This is a genomic window from Labrys sp. LIt4 (genome assembly GCF_017813775.1).
Classification (GTDB): Bacteria; Pseudomonadota; Alphaproteobacteria; order Rhizobiales; family Labraceae; genus Labrys; species Labrys okinawensis_A.
Window position 1 is genome coordinate 446,503 of the sequence record NZ_JAGIPY010000004.1, and the last position, 17,396, is coordinate 463,898.

The window sequence follows — 17,396 nt, forward strand, 5'->3', positions numbered from 1 at the left end:
CCCACAATACGGCCCGGGTCCTGGCGGGGTCAAGCCGTTGGCGGCAACTCCAGCCTGTGCGAGATGCCGATTGCATCAAGGAAGCTCTCGTCGTGGCTGACCACCAGCAGGGCGCCGTCATAGGCACGCAAGCCTGCTTCCACCGCCTCGATCGCATCGATGTCGAGATGGTTTGTCGGCTCGTCCAGGATCAGAAAGGACGGCGGCCTTTCTCCGCCCAGGACGCAGGCGAGGCCGGCCCGCAGCATCTGCCCGCCGCTGAGGCTGCCGGCCTTCTGGAGAGCCGCATCCGCGCGGAACATGAAACGGGCCAGGGCGGAACGGCAGGCATTCTCGTCCGACTGCGGGTTGAGGCGCTTGAAATTGTCGCGGATCGTCTCGCAGGGGTCGAGCAGGCTTGCTTCCTGGTCGAGCAGAGCGGCGCCGGGAAGAACCCACACACTGCCCGCCTGCGGCTGAAGCCTGCCGGTGATCAGGCCGAGCAATGTCGTCTTGCCGCTGCCGTTGCGGCCTGTGACGGCGACGCGCTGCGGTCCGGCGAGCGTGAAGGACAGGCCGTCGAGAACGGGCCGAAGCGGCTCGTAACCGAAACGCAGTGCATCGAGGCGCAGGACCACCTTGTCGGCGGGCAGGCCTGTGGGCGCGAGGCGCACCGACAAGGGCTGCAGGATCTCGAGCCGTTCGCGTGCCTTGGCGAGAGTCTCGCTCGCTTGTGACTGTTGCCGCTCGGCCAGGCGGGCGCCCGCGCCTCCGCTCTTTTCGCTGCGCTCCTTCTTGGCGTCGAGAAGCAGCAGGGGGGCATCACCCTTGGCCCGCGCCTTGCGCCCGGTACTGTCCTTGCGCGCCTTGCGCTCGGTTGCGATCTGCGCCTTACGCTCGGTTTCGTCGAGCCGCTTCTCGGCCTCGGTCAAGTCGCGGCGGGCGGCCGCCAGGTCCAGGGCCTTGCGCGCCCGGTATTGGCTCCAATTGCCGCCATAGACATTGGCGCCGAGCGAGGTCAGCTCGACGATGGCGTCCATGGCCTCGAGCAACTCGCGGTCGTGGCTGACCACCACTGCCCCGCCGCGCCAGCCGGCGAGGAGGTCGATGACGGCCCGCCGCCCCTCGCGGTCGAGATTGTTGGTGGGTTCGTCCAGCAGCAGGAAGTCTGGCTCGGCGAAGACCAGCGCCGCCAGGCCGGCCCGGGTGCGTTGCCCGCCCGACAATGTCGTCAGCGCCGTGCCGGGCTCGATCGGCAGGCCGACCCGGGCCAGGGCCGCGGCGAGCCGGGTTTCCAGTGTCCAGTCGGCCGCGGAGAGCTCTTCGGTGCTGGCCTGGCCGGCTTCCGCCCGGGCAAGCAGGGCCAGCGCATCCGTCACGCCGAAGAGATCGGCGACGGTCTCGTCCGGCCCGACCTGCACGGCCTGACGCAGGCGCCCCAGGCTGCCATGGACGATGACCCGGCCGGATCGGGGCTGCAGGTCCCCCGATATCAGCTTGAGCAAGGTCGTCTTGCCGACGCCATTGCGGCCGACAAGGCCGGACCGTTCAGGGCCGAAGCTCAGGTCGAGCCCGGAGAACAGCGCATGGCCGTCAGGCGTGGACCAGGAGAGATGGGAGAGCGTGATCGAAGCAGGCATGAGAATGGATGATCCCTGACACAAGGCAATGCGGCGTTGCGGTCAGGTTCAGATCCATTGCTTCTCACTCACTGGGGTGGTCGACGTCTCCTATCTAGGAGAGTGGGCGAGCTCGCGCAAGGTCCCCGAAGATCGGGTTGGCCCGCAGGCGCTCCACGGCGAAATCGACGAAGGAGCGCACCTTGGCGGAGGGAGCCCGGCCGCCGGCATGCACGATATGGATCGGCATCGGCTCTTCCTCGAACTCGGTCAGCACCGCCCGAAGCGTGCCTTCCCGCAGGGCGGCGTCGACCTGATAGGCGAAGACGCGCACCAGTCCCCAGCCTGAGATGGCGGCCGAGATCCCCGATTCGTTGAGATTGCACATCAGCCGCGGCTGGATGCCGACATGGATCTTCTGGTCGCGGCCGAAGCGCCATTCCAGCCGCGGCCAGGCGCCGATCCTGGCGATGACGCTGTGGCCGGCCAGATCGGCCGGGCTGCGCGGCTCGCCATGCTCGGCGAGATAGGCGGGCGAGGCGCAGATCACCCGCCGCATGCTGCCGACTCGGATCGCCGTCAGCTCCGAATCCGGCAGATGGCTGATGCGGATCGCGACATCCATGCCTTCTTCCACCAGATTGGTGATGCGGTCGAGGAACAGCGTCTGCGCGCTCACCATTGGATGCTCGCCGAGATAGTCCATGACCACGGGCAGGATATGGAGCTGGCCGAACATCACGGGCGCGGTGACGATCAGCGTGCCGGTCGGCGTGGTGTAGGAACCGGCGGCGGCGGCCTCGGCATCGGCAAGATCGGCCAGGATGCGCTGGCAGTCATGCAGGTAGCGCTCCCCGGTTTCGGTGAGCTTGAGTGAGCGGGTGGTGCGCACCAGAAGCCGCGCCCCGATGGCATCTTCGAGAAAGGCGACGGCGCGGGTGACCGCAGGCGGGCTCATGAACAGACGGCGGGCGGCCTCGGCGAAACCGCCGCTCTCGGCCACCTTCACGAAGACCCGCATGGCCTGCCAGCGATCCATGATGCCCCCAGCTTTCGCGAGTTCCAATTATTCCGCCATCTGGAACGATGTCTTCCAATCAATCAATATTCTCTATTCTCATTGAAATGATCAAGATCCTCCCCATCGCGCCGGTGTCCGGCAAGGAGGTCGTCCATGAAGCTCTATCATTATCCCCTGTCGGGCCATTCCCATCGGGCTCACCTGTTTCTGTCGCTGGTGGGCGTGCCGCATGAACTGGTCGATGTCGACCTGAAGGCCGGCGAGCACAAGACGCCGGATTTCCTCAAGCTCAACACGCTGGGCCAGGTGCCGGTTCTCGACGATGGCGGCGTGATCGTGCCCGATTCGCTTGCCATCATCGTCTATGTCGCCCGCAAGCTCGGCCTGGAGGACTGGCTGCCGACCGAACCAGCTGCGGGGGCCGCGGTGCAGCGCTGGTTTTCGGTGGCGGCGGGCCAGCTCCGCATGGGCCCCGCCGCTGCCCGGCTGATCACGGTTTTCGGCGCCAAATACGATGTCGAGCAGACCTTGGCGGCCGCGCACGCCATCCTGAAGCTGATCGACCAGGAACTGGTCGGACACGACTGGATCGTTCTCGATCGCCCGACAGCTGCCGATGTGGCGCTCTACAGCTACATTGCTTCGGCGCCGGAGGGGAATGTCGATCTGACGCCTTATGCGGAGATCGGCGCATGGCTGCGGCGGGTCGAGGCCCTGCCAGGCTTTGTGCCGTTCCAGAAGACCGCAATCGGGCTGGCAGCCTGAGGCTTTCGTGGGCTCGCGAGCATCCCGCTGGCCCTTCTTCCCTCCGAGCATGGCGTCCGGGAGCCGGCGGAATGCTGGCAGTGCCGGAGCATCTCGCTCGACCACGTTCCATCGTTTCGGGAAAGGCAAAGGTCATGGACGGCAAAGTGCCGGTTGCCACGGATTCGCCGTGGCATGAGGGCGAACTCGCCCTGCAGCGCCGGGCGGGAGCCGCCGAGCGCATGGATGTGGTCGGGCGGCGCGTGCTGCGCGACCATCTGATCGAGCAGCATCGCGACTTCTACCCGCTGCTTCCCTTCATCGTCGTCGGTGCAGCCGATCATGCCGGCGAGATGTGGGCGACGATCCTGGCCGGCCGGCCAGGATTCCTCCATTCTCCCGAGCCCCGCACGCTGCATGTCGCGGCTGGGGCGGATCCCGCCGACCCCTTGGCCTCCGGCCTGGAGGACGGCGCCGCGATCGGCCTGCTCGGCATCGAACTGCATACGAGGCGGCGCAACCGGCTCAATGGCACGGTACGGCGCACGGGGCCCGATGCCTTCGACGTCGAGGTTGGCGAGAGCTTCGGCAATTGCCCGCGCTATATCCGCCTGCGCGACTTCGGCTTCGCACGCGATCCGGCCGCAGCTTCCACGCTGCCGGTCCGGCGCTTCGATCGCATCGAAGGTCCCGCGGCGGCGCTGATCGCCGGCGCCGAGACGCTCTTCATCGCCTCTTCGGTGACACGCGCGGACGGCCGCCGCCAGGTCGACGTCTCTCATCGCGGCGGCAGGCCGGGCTTCGTGGCGGTGCAGGACGATGGCAGCCTGCTGATGCCGGATTTTGCCGGCAATCTCTTCTTCAACACGCTGGGCAATATCCTGGCCGATCCGCGCTGCGGCTTCACCTTCGTCGATTTCGAGACGGGAGACCTGCTCCAGCTCTCGGGGGACGGCGAGGTGATCCTGGAGGGGCCGGAGATCGCCGCCTTCGAGGGCGCCGAGCAATTGCTGCGGTTTCGGCCGAAGCAGATTCTATTGAGGCCGGGCGCCCTGCCGCTGCGCTGGCACTCGCCCGCGGACGGTGCCTCGCCCCATTCCCTGGCGACGGGGAATTGGGAGGAGGCGCGTGCCTTGCTGGAAACGGGCTTCAGGCAACCTTGAGCAGGACGATCAGCGCGTAGCTGATCACGCCGAGGGCGAGCAAAGACAGAATCACCGTCGAGGTCACCCGCGGCCCGGCCTTGGCGACGGCCCGGATGTCGACGGTGAGGCCGAGCGCGGCCATCGAAATGATCGTGAGCGTATTGGCTGCCGAGGCGATCGGCTGGAGCGAGGCCTGGGGCAGGAGGCCGAAGGAGCGCAGCGCCATCATCACCAGGAAGCCGATGATGAACCAGGGCACGATCTGGCTGAGGCGGGGACGTGCCTGGGCGGGCGCGCCTGCCGCCGAGGCATCCGCCTTGCGCCGGATATCGCTGAGCAGGGCCAGGACCACGATGACCGGGCCGAGCATCAGCACGCGGGCGAGCTTAACGAGGGTGCCGATCTGCACGCTCAGGGCAGCGACGGGCGCGGTGGCGGCCAGAACCTGCGGCACGGCATAGACGGTCAGCCCGGCGAAGACGCCATATTGCCCCGCTGTGAGGCCGAGCGCGGGTACCAGCAGCGGCAGGCCGATCACGGCGACCACGCCGAGCACGGCGGTGAAGGCGATCGAGGCGGCGACATCCTTGCCATTGGCGCCGATCACCGGCGCCGTGGCGGCGATGGCCGAGTTGCCGCAGATCGAATTGCCGCAGGCGACCAGCAGGGCCATGTTGTGCGGCAGGCCGAAGGCCCGGCCGATGCCGAAGCTCAGCATGATCGACACCATCACCACGCCGGCGATGCCCGCCATCAGGCCGAACCCGGCATCGGCGATGGCGGCAGCGCTGACGGAGGCGCCGAGCAGGACGACCGCCACCTCGAGCAGGGTCTTCGCGCCAAAGGTGATACCGCGGTCGAAGCGGGGTGCCGGCTGGGCAAAGGTGCGGATCAGGGCACCGATCAGGATGGCGAGAACGAGGGCCTCCAGCCAGGCCTTGCCGAACAAGCTGGCCTCTATGAGCTCGGCTGCCATGGCGAGGGCGGTGACGATGATGCACAGGCCCGCGCCGGGAAGAATCCCGCGAATTCCCGTCCTATCGCCCAACCAGCTGCTGACCTTGCTGCTCATGATCCACCTGCAATTTACAGGTTTCTTCTGCCTTATTGGCCCTATTCAATCCATTTCAAAATAGTGTAGAAATCATTCGATCCAATCGAATGATTTCGCCATGACTTTGGAGCAGCTCAGAATTTTCGTGGCGGTGGCCGAGCGTGAACACCTGACGCAGGCCGCGGCCACGCTTCATTTGACGCCGTCGGCCGTCAGCTCGGCCATCCGCGTGCTGGAGGAACGCTATGGCGCGGCTTTGTTCCATCGTGTCGGCCGCCGCATCGAGATGACGCCGGGCGGGCGGGAATTCCTGCCCACCGCGCGGGCGACGCTCGCTTCGGCCAAAGCGGCGGAACTGGCTCTGTCCGAACTCGGCAGCGGGGCACGGGGCTCCCTTGTGGTCCATGCCAGTCAGACCATTGCGAGCTATTGGGTGGCGCCCTTCCTGGCGCGCTATCACGACGTCCATCCGCATGTCGATCTCAGGCTAGAGATCGGCAACACCCAGAGCGTCACCCAGGCCGTGCTGGAGGGGGAGGCCGAGATCGGCTTCATCGAGGGCGCCGTCGACGAGCCGGCCCTGTCGGTGCAGACGGTGGCGCATGACCGGCTGATCGTGGTGGTGGCGCCGGGCCATCCCTGGGCCGACGGGCGCACGGTGCGGCCCTATGACATCGCCACCGCGCGCTGGATCATGCGCGAGGAAGGGTCCGGCACACGTTCGGTCTTCGAGGAGGCGTTGCGGGGGCGGGACGTCGATCCCAGCGCCCTCGAAATCGCTCTGGTGCTGCCGTCCAACGAGGCGGTGCGTTCGGCCGTGCGCTCGGGGCCCTTCGCGACCGTGATGTCGGAACTGGTGGCGGCGCCCGATTTGCAGGCGGGCCGGCTGGTGCGAATCGCCTTCGACATGCCGCCCCGCGCCTTCCGCATGCTGCGCCACCGCGAGCGCTACCGCACCAAGGCCTCGCAGATGCTGGAGATGGTGATCACCCAGACTGGCGGGTGAGGTCGTCTCTCAGCCGCCGCTGGTCGCGGGGAGCCGGGTCAGCCAATAGCCGCCGGCCAGGATCATGAGGCAGCCGAGCCCGGCCTTGAGATCGGGAACCTCGCCGAAGGCGAGGAGGCCGAGCAGGGCGGCGAACATGATCCAGCTGTAGCCGATCGGCCCGGCCACCGCGATGTCGGCGAGGCGGTAGCCCCTGATGTTGCAATATTGGGCGAGGATCGCCACGGGGCCGAGCATCAGGCAGGCCAGGATCGGGCCCGGGCCGACGCTCTTCCAGCTCAGCCAGGCCGGCACCAGCATCAGGAGGAAGCTGAACAGGTTGACATGGGCCAGCATGGAAAGTGGCGTGTCGCCCCTGGTCAGCCGTTTCACATAGATGATCTCGAAGGCCATCAGCACGGCGCCGAGCAGGGCCATCGCGGCGGGGATGGTGACGTCGCCGAAGGGCGTGGCGGCCGAATGCTGGCCGATCACCACCGCGAGCGCCCCGAGGCCGCAGGTGAGGCCGGCGAGCCAATGGCGCGAACCGACGGCCTCGCCGAGCATCACCACGGCAAGGGCCACCACGAAGATGCCTTCGAGCAGCCCGATGGCGCTGGCGGCGGCAACCGGCATATGGGCGGCGGCGTAGATGGCCGACAGGCCGCCGAAACAGCCGAAGCAGGCGCGCAGGAAATGCTGGCCCGGCCGCGGGCTGCGCAGGGCATCGAGCGATTGCCCGCCGGCCTTCGTCACGACGAGGAGGGTGACGAAGCCGCTGGCATAGCGCAGCAGGAGGATCTGCGGAATCGCTAGCAGGGGGCCGGCAAAACGGCCCGAGGCGAAGATCAGGGTGAACAGGGCGGTGCCGACCAGGAGCCAGAGGGCGCCCCTGGCATTGGCGCTCATGCCGGGTGCCCCGGCCAGCGGCGTTGATTTTGCTGCAATCGTCATGCTTGATGAGGTCACAGATTTCATCCCTGCAAACAAACGCGTTCTTTGATTGCTGCATGAGGAAAATCGATGCAGACGCCTCGTCGTCTTCCGTCCCTCAACGCCGTGCGGGTCTTCGAGGCAGCGGCTCGCCTCGGCAGCCTGAAGGCGGCGGGCGAGGAATTGGGCGTGACGGCCAGCGCCGTCAGCCATCAGGTGCGCCATCTGGAGGAGGGGCTGGGCGTGCGCCTGTTCGCCCGTTCCAACAATGCCATCGAGCTCACGGCGGAGGGGGCGCGTTTCGCGGCGGCGACCGCGCCGGCGCTCGACATCATCGCGGCGGCGGCCTCCGCTCTGCAGCGCGATGCCAACGAGGTCCTGGTGCGCGCCTCGGTATCGCTGGCCCTGCGCTGGCTGATTCCGCGCCTCGGCGGCTTTCGCCAGGCCCACCCTTCCATCCGTGTCCGCCTGGAAACACCGGTCTCGGCGATCGCCGACCATGACGATATCGATCTCGTCATCGGCTATTCCCGGGCGGAAAATCCTGCCCAGGGAGGAGCGGTGCTGTTCGACGATGTCTGCGTCGTGGTGGCCGCCCCCGATGTGGCCGCCCGCTATCGCGATGCCGGCGCCACGGAACTGGCCGCTTCGGGAGCCCTGATCTCGGCGACGCAGGACGACTGGGACTGGCGCCGCTGGGCCGAGGTCAATGGCGTCGACTGGCGCGAGGTGCGCATGGCCAACCGCTTCGAGATCGACGATGCGGCCTGGGAAGCGGCGAGCGCGGGCCTCGGCATGACTTTGGCCTCCCCGCGCCTGATCGAGCGCGAGCTGCGCAACGGCCTGCTGGCTATCGTCGGCCCGCAGGACGGGCTGCTGCTCGGAAATTACTGGGTGCGTGCCCGCCCGCCCATTCGACGGGGCGCCGAACTCTTCCTGGCCTGGCTGCTGGAGACCGCGGCCGAGGCCACCTGAAAGCCTGCCCGGAACGCCCGCTCTTGCCGGGGAGGCGATTGGGGCGCAAGCTGGATATGGCCGCCGTCAGGCTCTGCCTCGGAGCCGGCAGCCGGGGGACTGCGCCATGCCGGAAATCATCAGCATCAAGGGCCTGGAACTTCGCTTCCTGCACAGCAAGGCTGACACGCAGGGCAGCCTCGATATGTTCGAGATGACCGTTCAGCCGCATGCCCGCATGCCGGTCGCGCATTATCATGAGAGCTGGGACGAAGCGGCCTACGGTCTCGAGGGCGAGATGACCTTCCGAATCGGAGATGGCGAGGTCCGGCTGAGGGTGGGAGAGAGCCTCTTCATCCCGCGCGGCATTGTCCATGCCTTCCGCAATGATGGGCAGGCGCCGGCGACCTGCCTCGTCGTGCTGACGCCCGGCGTGCTCGGCATCGACTATTTCCGCGAAGTGGCGGCATTGCTGGCTTCAGACGCCCCCGACCTCGCCGAGATGGGCGCGATCATGCGGCGATACGGGCTGGTGCCCGCTCCCCTGAACTGAAGCGCGCCTACTTCCCGATCGGCAGCAGCTCCAGAAAGGCCTTGCCGGCCGGGCTGAGCCCCTGCTTGCGGACGGAAGCATGCAGGTCGCGGCGCAGCGGCGGCGTCAGCCGGCGGACCGCCAGGCCGCTGGTGTCGTCCGGCAAGGTGAGGTCGGGCATCACGGTGAGGCCGATGCCCTCGCGCACCATACCGAAGATGGTGGCGTTGTCGCGTACCAGGAACAGGACATTCGGCTTGCTGCGGGCCGCGGCCAGCGCATCGTCGACCTGGCGGTTGCCGCCTCCACCGGGGAAGATGGCGCGCTCGCCGTCGATCGCCTCCAGGCCGATCGAAGCATTCTTGGCGAGGGGGTGGCCCGCCGGCAGGATCAGCACGAAATCGTCATTGGCGACGATGCTGTTGTCGAGTTCGGGATGCGGCTCGCCGCTGATGCCGATATCGACGGCATCGGCGAGCACCCAGTCGTTGACCTCCTCGTCGGTGCCCAGATGCAGGGTGATGCCGGCCTGGGGATAGAGTGCCCGGAACGGCTTGAGCCAGCCCGGCAGCAGCTTGGCTGCCGCGCTTTGCACCGAGCCGATGCGCAATGTCGTCCCCGCCAGCTTGTCGCTCGCCCTGGTGACGGCGGCCAGACGCTGGGCTCCCGCCAGCAGGGCCTGAGCCTCCACCAGGGCGGCTTCGCCGAGATCGGTGAGCTTCACGCCCACGCGTGTGCGGATCAGCAGCTTGGCGCCGAGGGCGTCCTCCAGCCCGGCGATCGCTTGGCTCACGGCCGATTGGGTAAGATGGATGTGCTGAGCGGCAGCGGTGAAGCCGCCGGTCTCGGCCGCGGCGACGAAACAGCGCAACTGCGTGAAGGTGATATTCGGATGCATGATCGGTGGAGCCTGGCGAAGCAGTGACCCTAATATGAAGGTGAACGCTTCGCTTTCCCAGCACGCAGCCTCGGATCGCTCTTTCCAGACGCAGATATTAACTCTTTCCTACGAGCCGGATGCGCCGGCAGACTCTTTAGGTTAAGAAAGAGCGAGATCAGAGCATTTTGCGATTTTGCGGATGCGGCAGGAATCGCAAGGACGCGTCGGAGCAGAATGCTTAGGCAAGGCGGGTTTCCGCCAAGAGCGCGCCTTGTTTTAGGAGATCGAGCAGGGGTGATGGCTGACGCGGCAGCGCCCGAAGACAGGCCGGAACTTGGGGTTGCAATGCCCGCCAGGAGAAGCTCGCGCACGCTATGGCGGCGCCTCGTCATGGTCGCGATCGGCCTCGCCGCCCTGCCCGTGGTGCTCACCCTCGTCTATACGGTGGTGCCGCCGATATCGCTGCCCATGCTGGGGCGCTATCTCACGGGGCAGTCCGTGGACCGGCGCTGGACGCCGATCGAGAACATCGCGCCGGTGGCCCGCTTCTCGGTGATGGCCTCCGAGGATGGCCAGTTCTGCCGCCATTGGGGCGTCGATTTCGGTGCGATCGCCGATGTCCTGGAGCGAGGCGGCGAGAAGGGGCCGTCGCGCGGCGCCTCCACCATCGCCATGCAGACCGTGAAGAACCTCTATCTGTGGCCGCTGCCGACATTCGCCCGCAAGCCGCTCGAGGTGCCGCTCGCGGTGTGGACGGACCTGGTCTGGTCGAAGAAGCGCGTGCTGGAGGTCTATCTCAACGTGGCCGAATGGGGCGACGGCATCTACGGCATCGAAGCCGCGTCCCAGCATTATTTCAAGAAGCCGGCCTCCAGGCTGAATGCCCGCGAGGCGGCCCAGCTCGCCGTGGTGCTGCCCAATCCGATCCGCCGCAGCGCCGGCTCGCCGACCCGGCGCCTGCGCAACCTGGCCGGTCTGATCGTCAACCGCGCCCGCAACTCGAGCGGCTATTTCGACTGCGTGAGATAAGGTATCGAGATTCGGGGAGGCGGAATGCCTGACCGCGCACGTCTCGTCCGCTCTTCCTTCCGGCATGCCCTATGCTTCCAAGAGGCGGACGAGACGTGCGCGGTCCCAGGCGTGGCGTTTCCCGCGCGAAAGAATCTCGCTCCAGCCCCTTTCTTCCTGAGTTCTCTTCCTGTATAGGCTGCGCCTTCAATCGATTTTGTCATCGGCCTGTCGTGACTGTCACGGCATCCGCACGCCACGAAGAAGATACCCCAATGGCTGTTCCGAAGCGAAAAACCTCCCGCATGAAGCGCGGCTTCCGCCGTTCCGCTGATGCCCTCAAGGCCCCGACCTATGTCGAGGACAAGGATTCGGGCGAACTGCGCCGTCCGCACCATGTCGATCTGAAGACCGGCATGTATCGCGGCCGCCAGATCCTGACCCAGAAGTCCGACGCCTGAGAGCCGGCGCGGTCTCCGCGCGGCATCTCGTCCGGGCCGGCTGATTGCCGGCCCTTTTGTTTGTCTTGAGTACGAATGCCGGGGCGGGGTCCGGAACTTTTCGTGCACTGAAACACGGGACGCAACGCGCGAGCGTGCGGCCGAATCCTACCTTTCATCCGGCATGGTGCAGGGCGCCCTTGCTGCTCTCATTCGAGAACGGTGACAAACGGGGCGGGTTCTGCCGGTGGATCGAGGTTTTTTCGCCGCGTTTTCGGTGTTTCCCTCATGTTGCGTCGGCCAAGCCTGTGTGTTAGGTGAGCGCTCGTGTTGCGGGGGCGGGACCTTGTCCTTCCTGCGACCGTGAGGAAATTCAACATATCCGCCAAGGGGTTGGGCGGTCGGGTGCGGGGAATCCCGGCTGGACTGCTGTTCTCCCGAAGTGGTTTCAGCAGAGAGACACGTGGTGGCAGGGGAAGAACCGATCGTATCCGGCATGGCAAGCCGCTATGCCAATGCCTTGTTCGAGCTCGCCAGTGAGCAGAACGCCATCGATTCCGTTGCTGCCGATCTCGGCCGTTTCAATGGCCTCGTCGAGGAAAGCGCCGATCTCAAGCGCCTCGTCCGCAGCCCGGTGTTTTCCTCCGAAGAGCAGACCAAAGCCGTAACGGCCGTGCTCGAGCGCGCCGGCATCGGTGGTATTGCCGCCAATTTCATCAAGCTTGCCGCCCATAACCGCCGCCTGTTCGCGGTTGGCGACATGATCGCAGCCTTCACCGCGCTGGTCGCGAAGGCGCGCGGGCAGGCGAGCGCCGAAGTCACGGCGGCCCAGCCGCTTTCCGACGACAATCTCAATGTCCTCAAGGACTCGCTCAAGAGCGCGACCGGCAAGGACGTCTCCCTCAACGTCAAGGTCGACCCGAGCCTGATCGGCGGTCTGATCGTCAAGATCGGCAGCCGTATGATCGACGCCTCGCTCAAGACCAAACTCCAATCGATCAAGATCGCCATGAAAGAGGTCGGCTGATGGACATCCGCGCCGCAGAAATTTCCGCCATTCTGAAGGACCAGATCAAGAATTTCGGCCAGGAAGCCGAAGTTTCCGAAGTCGGTCAGGTTCTCTCCGTCGGTGACGGCATTGCCCGCGTCTATGGCCTCGACAACGTCCAGGCCGGTGAGATGGTCGAGTTCCCCGGCGGCGTGCGCGGCATGGCGCTGAACCTGGAAACCGACAATGTCGGTATCGTGTTGTTCGGTTCCGACCGCGACATCAAGGAAGGCGACACCGTCAAGCGCACCCGCGCCATCGTGGACGTGCCCGTCGGCAAGGGCCTGCTCGGCCGCGTCGTCGACGCCCTCGGCAATCCGATCGACGGCAAGGGTCCGATCCAGTCCGACACCCGCGCCCGCGTCGACGTCAAGGCGCCGGGCATCATCCCGCGCAAGTCGGTGAACGAGCCGATGGCGACCGGCCTGAAGGCCATCGACGCCCTGATCCCGATCGGCCGCGGCCAGCGCGAGCTGATCATCGGCGACCGCCAGACCGGCAAGACCGCCGTGGCGCTCGACACCATCCTCAACCAGAAGCCGCTCAACCAGGGCGACGACGAGACCAAGAAGCTCTACTGCGTCTACGTCGCCGTCGGGCAGAAGCGCTCCACCGTCGCCCAGTTCGTCAAGGTGCTGGAAGAGAACGGTGCGCTCGACTACTCGATCGTCGTCGCCGCGACCGCCTCCGACCCGGCCCCGATGCAGTTCCTGGCTCCGTTCGCCGGCTGCGCCATGGGCGAATATTTCCGCGACAACGGCATGCATGCCGTGATCATCTATGACGACCTTTCCAAGCAGGCCGTCGCCTATCGCCAGATGTCGCTGCTGCTGCGCCGTCCGCCGGGCCGCGAAGCCTATCCGGGCGACGTGTTCTACCTGCACTCCCGCCTGCTCGAGCGCGCCGCCAAGATGGGCAAGGACGCCGGCCTCGGCTCCCTGACCGCACTGCCGGTCATCGAAACCCAGGCCAACGACGTGTCGGCCTACATTCCGACCAATGTGATCTCGATCACCGACGGCCAGATCTTCCTGGAGACCGACCTGTTCTACCAGGGCATCCGCCCTGCCGTGAACGTGGGTCTGTCGGTGTCGCGCGTCGGCTCCTCGGCGCAGACCAAGGCGATGAAGAAGGTTGCCGGCAAGATCAAGGGCGAGCTCGCCCAGTATCGCGAAATGGCTGCCTTCGCCCAGTTCGGCTCCGACCTCGACGCCACCACCCAGCGCCTGCTCGCCCGCGGCGCCCGCCTGACCGAGCTCCTGAAGCAGGGCCAGTTCTCGCCGCTGAAGATGGAAGAGCAGGTCGTGGTGATCTATGCCGGCGTGAACGGCTATCTCGACAAGATCGATGTCAGCAAGGTGAAGCCCTTCGAAACGGGTCTGCTCGCCAAGCTGCGCGCCGAGGGCTCGATCCTCGAGGCGATCCGTTCCTCCGGCGATCTCAGCGACGACGTTGCCGCCAAGCTCAAGGACCAGGTCGAGGCGTTCGCCAAGACCTTCGCCTGATCCGCAGGAGTATCGTTCGATCACTTCGGATCGAATGATACTCAGAATTTTTAGGGGATAGACGCCTTTTTCGAGTCTCGGAAAAGGCTTCGGCTCTCGATAGGAAGGCGAAGCGATGGCATCGCTTAAGGACCTCAGAAACCGTATTGCCTCGGTGAAGGCGACGCAGAAGATTACCAAGGCCATGCAGATGGTCGCGGCCGCCAAGTTGCGCCGCGCCCAGTCGGCGGCCGAGGCTGCGCGTCCCTATGCCGAGCGCATCGACGCCGTGCTGGCCAACCTCGCCGGCTCGATCGCCGATCCGCGCCAGGCTCCGCCGCTGCTGGCGGGGAACGGCAAGGACCAGACCCATCTTCTGGTGGTCTGCACGGGCGAACGTGGCCTGTGCGGTGCCTTCAACACCGCGATCGCCCGTCTCGCCCGCGAGCAGGCGACGGCCCTGCTCGGCCAGGGCAAGACGGTGAAGATCCTCTGCGTCGGCCGCAAGGGCTATGACGTGCTCAAGCGTCAGTTCGAGAAGCATATCATCGAGCTGGTCGACTTCCGCTCGGTCCGTCAGCTCGGCTTCGAGCATGCCGACCAGGTCGGTGCCAAGATCCGCAAGCTCTATGCCGAAGGCGCCTTCGACGTCTGCACGCTGTACTATTCGACCTTCAAGTCGGTGATCTCGCAGATCCCGACCGCCAAGCGCCTGATCCCGGCCGAAGTGCCGGCCGTGCAGGAAGGCACGCAGAAGATCGCCTATGACTACGAGCCGGACGAAGGCGCCATCCTCGCCGACCTCCTGCCGCGCAACATCTCGGTGCAGGTGCTGCGTGCGCTGCTCGAGAACAACGCCTCCTTCTACGGAGCGCAGATGAGCGCCATGGACAACGCCACCCGCAATGCCGGCGAGATGATCAAGAAACAGACGATCACCTACAACCGCACGCGCCAGGCGATGATCACCAAGGAACTGATCGAAATCATCTCGGGTGCGGAAGCGCTCTGAGGCGGCAGCGATCGGTAAACGGGAACAAGGAGATTCGTGATGTCTTATACGACTTCTGCGTCGACCAAGGGTGGCCGTGAAGGCCGCGCGATTCTCGACAATGGCGGGCTGGCGCTCGCCATGGCGTTCCCCAAGGAGCTGGGCGGCAACGGCGAAGGCCACAATCCCGAGCAGCTTTTCGCACTGGGCTATTCGGCCTGCTACGGCCAGGCGATCGTGGCGCTCGGCCGCAAGCATGGCATCGACGGCAACACCGCCAAGATCACCTGCCAGGTCACCCTCAGCAAGGACGATGTCAGCTTCGCCCTCGCAGTGGAACTGAAGGTGCATGTTCCCGGCGCCGATCCCGCCGCCGTGAAGGCGCTGGTCGAAGATGCCCACCAGATCTGCCCCTATTCCCGGGCGACCCGCAACAACGTACCTGTCACGTTGACCGTCGTCTGATCCGTTTCAAGTATAGAAGAGACTTTTGGAGAACCCCATGGCCAACAAGACCGGACGCGTTGTGCAGGTCATCGGCGCCGTCGTCGACGTCCAGTTCGACGACCATCTGCCCGAGATTCTGAACGCGCTTGAGACCACCAATAACGGCCAGCGCCTCGTGCTGGAAGTCGCCCAGCATCTGGGCGAATCCACCGTGCGCTGCATCGCCATGGACGTGTCCGAGGGTCTGGTCCGCGGCCAGGAAGTCACCGACACCGGCACCCCGATCGCCGTGCCGGTCGGCAATGCCACGCTCGGCCGCATCATGAACGTGATCGGCGAGCCGATCGACGAAGCCGGCCCGGTCAATGGCGACGGCCTGCGTCCGATCCACGCCGCAGCGCCCACCTTCGCCGAGCAGTCGACCGAAGCCCAGATCCTGGTCACCGGCATCAAGGTCGTCGACCTCCTCGCGCCCTATGCCAAGGGCGGCAAGATCGGCCTGTTCGGCGGCGCCGGCGTCGGCAAGACCGTGCTCATTCAGGAACTGATCAACAACATCGCCAAGACCCATGGCGGCTTCTCGGTGTTCGCCGGCGTCGGCGAGCGTACCCGCGAAGGCAACGACCTCTATCACGAGTTCATCGAAGCCGGCGTGAACGACGATCCGCACAACCCCAAGGGCATCCAGTCCAAGTGCGCCCTGGTGTTCGGCCAGATGAACGAGCCGCCGGGCGCCCGCGCCCGCGTCGCTCTGACCGGCCTCACCGTCGCCGAGAACTTCCGCGACCAGGGCCAGGACGTGCTGTTCTTCGTCGACAACATCTTCCGCTTCACCCAGGCTGGTTCGGAAGTGTCGGCGCTCCTCGGCCGTATTCCTTCGGCCGTGGGCTATCAGCCGACGCTCGCCACCGACATGGGCGCGCTGCAGGAACGCATCACCACCACGACCAAGGGCTCGATCACCTCGGTGCAGGCCATCTACGTGCCGGCCGACGACTTGACCGACCCGGCGCCCGCCACTTCCTTCGCCCATTTGGACGCCACGACCGTGTTGTCGCGTTCGATCGCCGAAAAGGGCATCTATCCGGCGGTGGACCCGCTCGACTCGACCTCGCGCATGCTCACCCCGGCCGTGGTCGGCGAAGAGCATTACGCGGTGGCCCGTTCCGTGCAGCAGATCCTGCAGCGCTACAAGGCTCTCCAGGACATCATCGCCATTCTCGGCATGGACGAACTGTCCGAAGAGGACAAGCTGACCGTGGCCCGCGCCCGCAAGATCGAGCGTTTCCTGTCGCAGCCCTTCGACGTCGCCAAGGTGTTCACCGGTTCGGACGGCGTGCAGGTTCCGATCGAAGACACCGTCAAGGGCTTCAAGGGCATCGTGGAAGGCCAGTACGACTATCTGCCGGAAGCCGCCTTCTACATGGTCGGCACCATCGAGCAGGCTGTCGAGAAGGGCAAGCGCCTCGCCGCCGAGGCTGCGTAGTCCTTCCTACCCTCCCCTCGATGGGGAGGGTCGGCCCGAAGGGCCGGGGTGGGGTGGAAACACCATTCCGGCTTGGGGCCCATGAGACCTGCGAGGGTTTGATCTCCGGTCACCCCACCCCGAGGCTTCGCCTCGACCCCAGACCATTCATGAGGAATGGTCGACCCCATCGAGGGGAGGGTAAAGTTTAAAGCTCAAGGACCGCATCGATGGCCAGCTTCCAATTCGAACTCGTCACGCCTGAGAAGCTGCTGTTCTCCGGCCCTGTCGAATCCGTCGTCGTGCCGGGCAGCGAAGGTGACTTCGAGGTGCTGTCCCAGCACGCGCCGGTGATGTCGACCATCCGGCCCGGCGTGATCGTGGTCAAGGAAACCGCCTCGGGCTCGCCCAAACGCCTGTTCGTGCGTGGCGGTTTTGCCGACGTCAACCCCCAGGGCCTCACCATTCTGGCCGAGCAGGCCGTGGCGGTGGAGGAACTGACCGCCGAGAGGCTTCAGAGCGAAATCCAGGCGGCCGAGGCCGAGGTCAGCGCCGCTGATGGCGACGCCGCCAAGGCCAGCGCCGATCTCAAGCTCGGCCAGCTCAAGGAATTGCAGAAGAACCTGCACTGAGAGGCGCGAACAGCGCTCTTGCAACAACATCCATG

General features: G+C 65.9%; 18 protein-coding genes. 13 read left to right on the forward strand and 5 right to left on the reverse strand.

Going from position 1 to position 17,396, the window contains the following annotated elements; all coding sequences use genetic code 11:
- Positions 1–29: 29 nt before the first annotated feature.
- Both J8I29_RS10420 and J8I29_RS10425 read right to left on the reverse strand, forming a co-directional pair.
- Positions 30–1,619: an ABC-F family ATP-binding cassette domain-containing protein gene (locus J8I29_RS10420; protein WP_209431584.1), complete on the reverse strand. Its 1,590-nt coding sequence runs from the start codon at positions 1,617–1,619 to the stop codon at positions 30–32.
- 94 nt (positions 1,620–1,713) lie between these two features.
- A complete protein-coding gene (locus J8I29_RS10425) occupies positions 1,714–2,637 on the reverse strand; it encodes a LysR family transcriptional regulator (protein ID WP_209431585.1) in 924 nt (307 codons plus the stop codon).
- A 135-nt stretch (positions 2,638–2,772) separates the two neighbouring features.
- Between J8I29_RS10425 and J8I29_RS10430 the strand changes: the two genes are divergently transcribed.
- Together J8I29_RS10430 and J8I29_RS10435 are read left to right on the forward strand one after the other, a co-directional pair.
- Entirely contained in the window at positions 2,773–3,384 is a 612-nt protein-coding gene (locus tag J8I29_RS10430; RefSeq protein ID WP_105861158.1) for a glutathione S-transferase, read from the forward strand.
- A gap of 134 nt (positions 3,385–3,518) precedes the next feature.
- Positions 3,519–4,526 (forward strand): pyridoxamine 5'-phosphate oxidase family protein, encoded by a 1,008-nt coding sequence (locus J8I29_RS10435; RefSeq protein ID WP_245196837.1) that lies wholly within the window; start codon positions 3,519–3,521, stop codon positions 4,524–4,526.
- On the opposite strand, the gene J8I29_RS10440 is transcribed toward J8I29_RS10435, so the two are convergent.
- Positions 4,513–5,580 carry a YeiH family protein gene (locus tag J8I29_RS10440; RefSeq protein ID WP_209431586.1) on the reverse strand — a complete coding sequence of 356 codons (1,068 nt, stop codon included), beginning with the start codon at positions 5,578–5,580 and terminating at the stop codon, positions 4,513–4,515. The two genes, J8I29_RS10435 and J8I29_RS10440, sit on opposite strands and share 14 nt — an antisense overlap.
- 100 nt (positions 5,581–5,680) lie before the next feature.
- Here J8I29_RS10440 and J8I29_RS10445 point away from each other — a divergent pair, with 100 nt between their 5' ends.
- Positions 5,681–6,568 (forward strand): LysR family transcriptional regulator, encoded by an 888-nt coding sequence (locus J8I29_RS10445; protein WP_209431587.1) that lies wholly within the window; start codon positions 5,681–5,683, stop codon positions 6,566–6,568.
- Positions 6,569–6,577: 9 nt separating this feature from the next.
- Here J8I29_RS10445 and J8I29_RS10450 read toward each other — a convergent pair whose 3' ends face one another.
- Positions 6,578–7,516 carry a DMT family transporter gene (locus J8I29_RS10450; protein WP_209431588.1) on the reverse strand — a complete coding sequence of 313 codons (939 nt, stop codon included), beginning with the start codon at positions 7,514–7,516 and terminating at the stop codon, positions 6,578–6,580.
- A 54-nt stretch (positions 7,517–7,570) separates the two neighbouring features.
- On the opposite strand from J8I29_RS10450, the gene J8I29_RS10455 reads away from it, so the two are divergent.
- Together J8I29_RS10455 and J8I29_RS10460 are read left to right on the forward strand one after the other, a co-directional pair.
- Positions 7,571–8,455 carry a LysR family transcriptional regulator gene (locus J8I29_RS10455; protein WP_209431589.1) on the forward strand — a complete coding sequence of 295 codons (885 nt, stop codon included), beginning with the start codon at positions 7,571–7,573 and terminating at the stop codon, positions 8,453–8,455.
- Positions 8,456–8,561: 106 nt separating this feature from the next.
- The gene (locus tag J8I29_RS10460) at positions 8,562–8,987 is read left to right on the forward strand and encodes a cupin domain-containing protein (RefSeq protein ID WP_209431590.1); all 426 of its coding nucleotides are present in this window, start codon (positions 8,562–8,564) and stop codon (positions 8,985–8,987) included.
- Between the two features lie 7 nt (positions 8,988–8,994).
- Here the strand turns inward: J8I29_RS10460 and J8I29_RS10465 are convergent, their stop codons facing one another.
- Positions 8,995–9,864 (reverse strand): LysR family transcriptional regulator, encoded by an 870-nt coding sequence (locus J8I29_RS10465; protein WP_105861164.1) that lies wholly within the window; start codon positions 9,862–9,864, stop codon positions 8,995–8,997.
- 279 nt (positions 9,865–10,143) lie between these two features.
- Here J8I29_RS10465 and J8I29_RS10470 point away from each other — a divergent pair, with 279 nt between their 5' ends.
- From J8I29_RS10470 to J8I29_RS10505, 8 genes are all read left to right on the forward strand, one after another.
- Entirely contained in the window at positions 10,144–10,875 is a 732-nt protein-coding gene (locus J8I29_RS10470; protein ID WP_245196838.1) for a transglycosylase domain-containing protein, read from the forward strand.
- 254 nt (positions 10,876–11,129) lie between these two features.
- On the forward strand, positions 11,130–11,315 hold the full coding sequence (gene rpmF, locus J8I29_RS10475) for a 50S ribosomal protein L32 (protein ID WP_068294749.1): 186 nt from the start codon (positions 11,130–11,132) through the stop codon (positions 11,313–11,315).
- A gap of 445 nt (positions 11,316–11,760) precedes the next feature.
- On the forward strand, positions 11,761–12,321 hold the full coding sequence (locus tag J8I29_RS10480; protein WP_105861349.1) for a F0F1 ATP synthase subunit delta: 561 nt from the start codon (positions 11,761–11,763) through the stop codon (positions 12,319–12,321).
- Positions 12,321–13,847, forward strand: a complete 1,527-nt coding sequence (gene atpA / locus J8I29_RS10485) for a F0F1 ATP synthase subunit alpha (protein ID WP_105861166.1) — start codon at positions 12,321–12,323, stop codon at positions 13,845–13,847. Before J8I29_RS10480 ends, atpA begins: the two co-directional genes overlap by 1 nt.
- Positions 13,848–13,962: 115 nt before the next feature.
- Positions 13,963–14,838: a F0F1 ATP synthase subunit gamma gene (locus J8I29_RS10490; RefSeq protein ID WP_209431591.1), complete on the forward strand. Its 876-nt coding sequence runs from the start codon at positions 13,963–13,965 to the stop codon at positions 14,836–14,838.
- A gap of 39 nt (positions 14,839–14,877) precedes the next feature.
- Complete coding sequence (locus J8I29_RS10495; protein WP_068294760.1) at positions 14,878–15,282, forward strand: organic hydroperoxide resistance protein; 405 nt, start codon at positions 14,878–14,880, stop codon at positions 15,280–15,282.
- Positions 15,283–15,319: 37 nt separating this feature from the next.
- Positions 15,320–16,750, forward strand: a complete 1,431-nt coding sequence (atpD, locus tag J8I29_RS10500; RefSeq protein WP_105861168.1) for a F0F1 ATP synthase subunit beta — start codon at positions 15,320–15,322, stop codon at positions 16,748–16,750.
- Between the two features lie 209 nt (positions 16,751–16,959).
- Positions 16,960–17,361, forward strand: a complete 402-nt coding sequence (locus J8I29_RS10505; RefSeq protein WP_105861169.1) for a F0F1 ATP synthase subunit epsilon — start codon at positions 16,960–16,962, stop codon at positions 17,359–17,361.
- Positions 17,362–17,396 lie beyond the last annotated feature (35 nt).

Excerpts from the sequence above, each read along its gene's own strand:
- J8I29_RS10445 (WP_209431587.1), top strand. The coding sequence starts at position 5,681 with ATGACTTTGGAGCAGCTCAGAATTTTCGTGGCGGTGGCCGAGCGTGAA.
- J8I29_RS10505 (WP_105861169.1), top strand. The coding sequence starts at position 16,960 with ATGGCCAGCTTCCAATTCGAACTCGTCACGCCTGAGAAGCTGCTGTTC.
- J8I29_RS10465 (WP_105861164.1), bottom strand. The coding sequence starts at position 9,864 with ATGCATCCGAATATCACCTTCACGCAGTTGCGCTGTTTCGTCGCCGCG.
- J8I29_RS10430 (WP_105861158.1), top strand. The coding sequence starts at position 2,773 with ATGAAGCTCTATCATTATCCCCTGTCGGGCCATTCCCATCGGGCTCAC.
- J8I29_RS10490 (WP_209431591.1), top strand. The coding sequence starts at position 13,963 with ATGGCATCGCTTAAGGACCTCAGAAACCGTATTGCCTCGGTGAAGGCG.
- J8I29_RS10495 (WP_068294760.1), top strand. The coding sequence starts at position 14,878 with ATGTCTTATACGACTTCTGCGTCGACCAAGGGTGGCCGTGAAGGCCGC.
- atpA (WP_105861166.1), top strand. The coding sequence starts at position 12,321 with ATGGACATCCGCGCCGCAGAAATTTCCGCCATTCTGAAGGACCAGATC.
- J8I29_RS10425 (WP_209431585.1), bottom strand. The coding sequence starts at position 2,637 with ATGGATCGCTGGCAGGCCATGCGGGTCTTCGTGAAGGTGGCCGAGAGC.
- rpmF (WP_068294749.1), top strand. The coding sequence starts at position 11,130 with ATGGCTGTTCCGAAGCGAAAAACCTCCCGCATGAAGCGCGGCTTCCGC.
- J8I29_RS10435 (WP_245196837.1), top strand. The coding sequence starts at position 3,519 with ATGGACGGCAAAGTGCCGGTTGCCACGGATTCGCCGTGGCATGAGGGC.
- atpD (WP_105861168.1), top strand. The coding sequence starts at position 15,320 with ATGGCCAACAAGACCGGACGCGTTGTGCAGGTCATCGGCGCCGTCGTC.
- J8I29_RS10470 (WP_245196838.1), top strand. The coding sequence starts at position 10,144 with ATGGCTGACGCGGCAGCGCCCGAAGACAGGCCGGAACTTGGGGTTGCA.
- J8I29_RS10440 (WP_209431586.1), bottom strand. The coding sequence starts at position 5,580 with ATGAGCAGCAAGGTCAGCAGCTGGTTGGGCGATAGGACGGGAATTCGC.
- J8I29_RS10420 (WP_209431584.1), bottom strand. The coding sequence starts at position 1,619 with ATGCCTGCTTCGATCACGCTCTCCCATCTCTCCTGGTCCACGCCTGAC.
- J8I29_RS10455 (WP_209431589.1), top strand. The coding sequence starts at position 7,571 with ATGCAGACGCCTCGTCGTCTTCCGTCCCTCAACGCCGTGCGGGTCTTC.
- J8I29_RS10460 (WP_209431590.1), top strand. The coding sequence starts at position 8,562 with ATGCCGGAAATCATCAGCATCAAGGGCCTGGAACTTCGCTTCCTGCAC.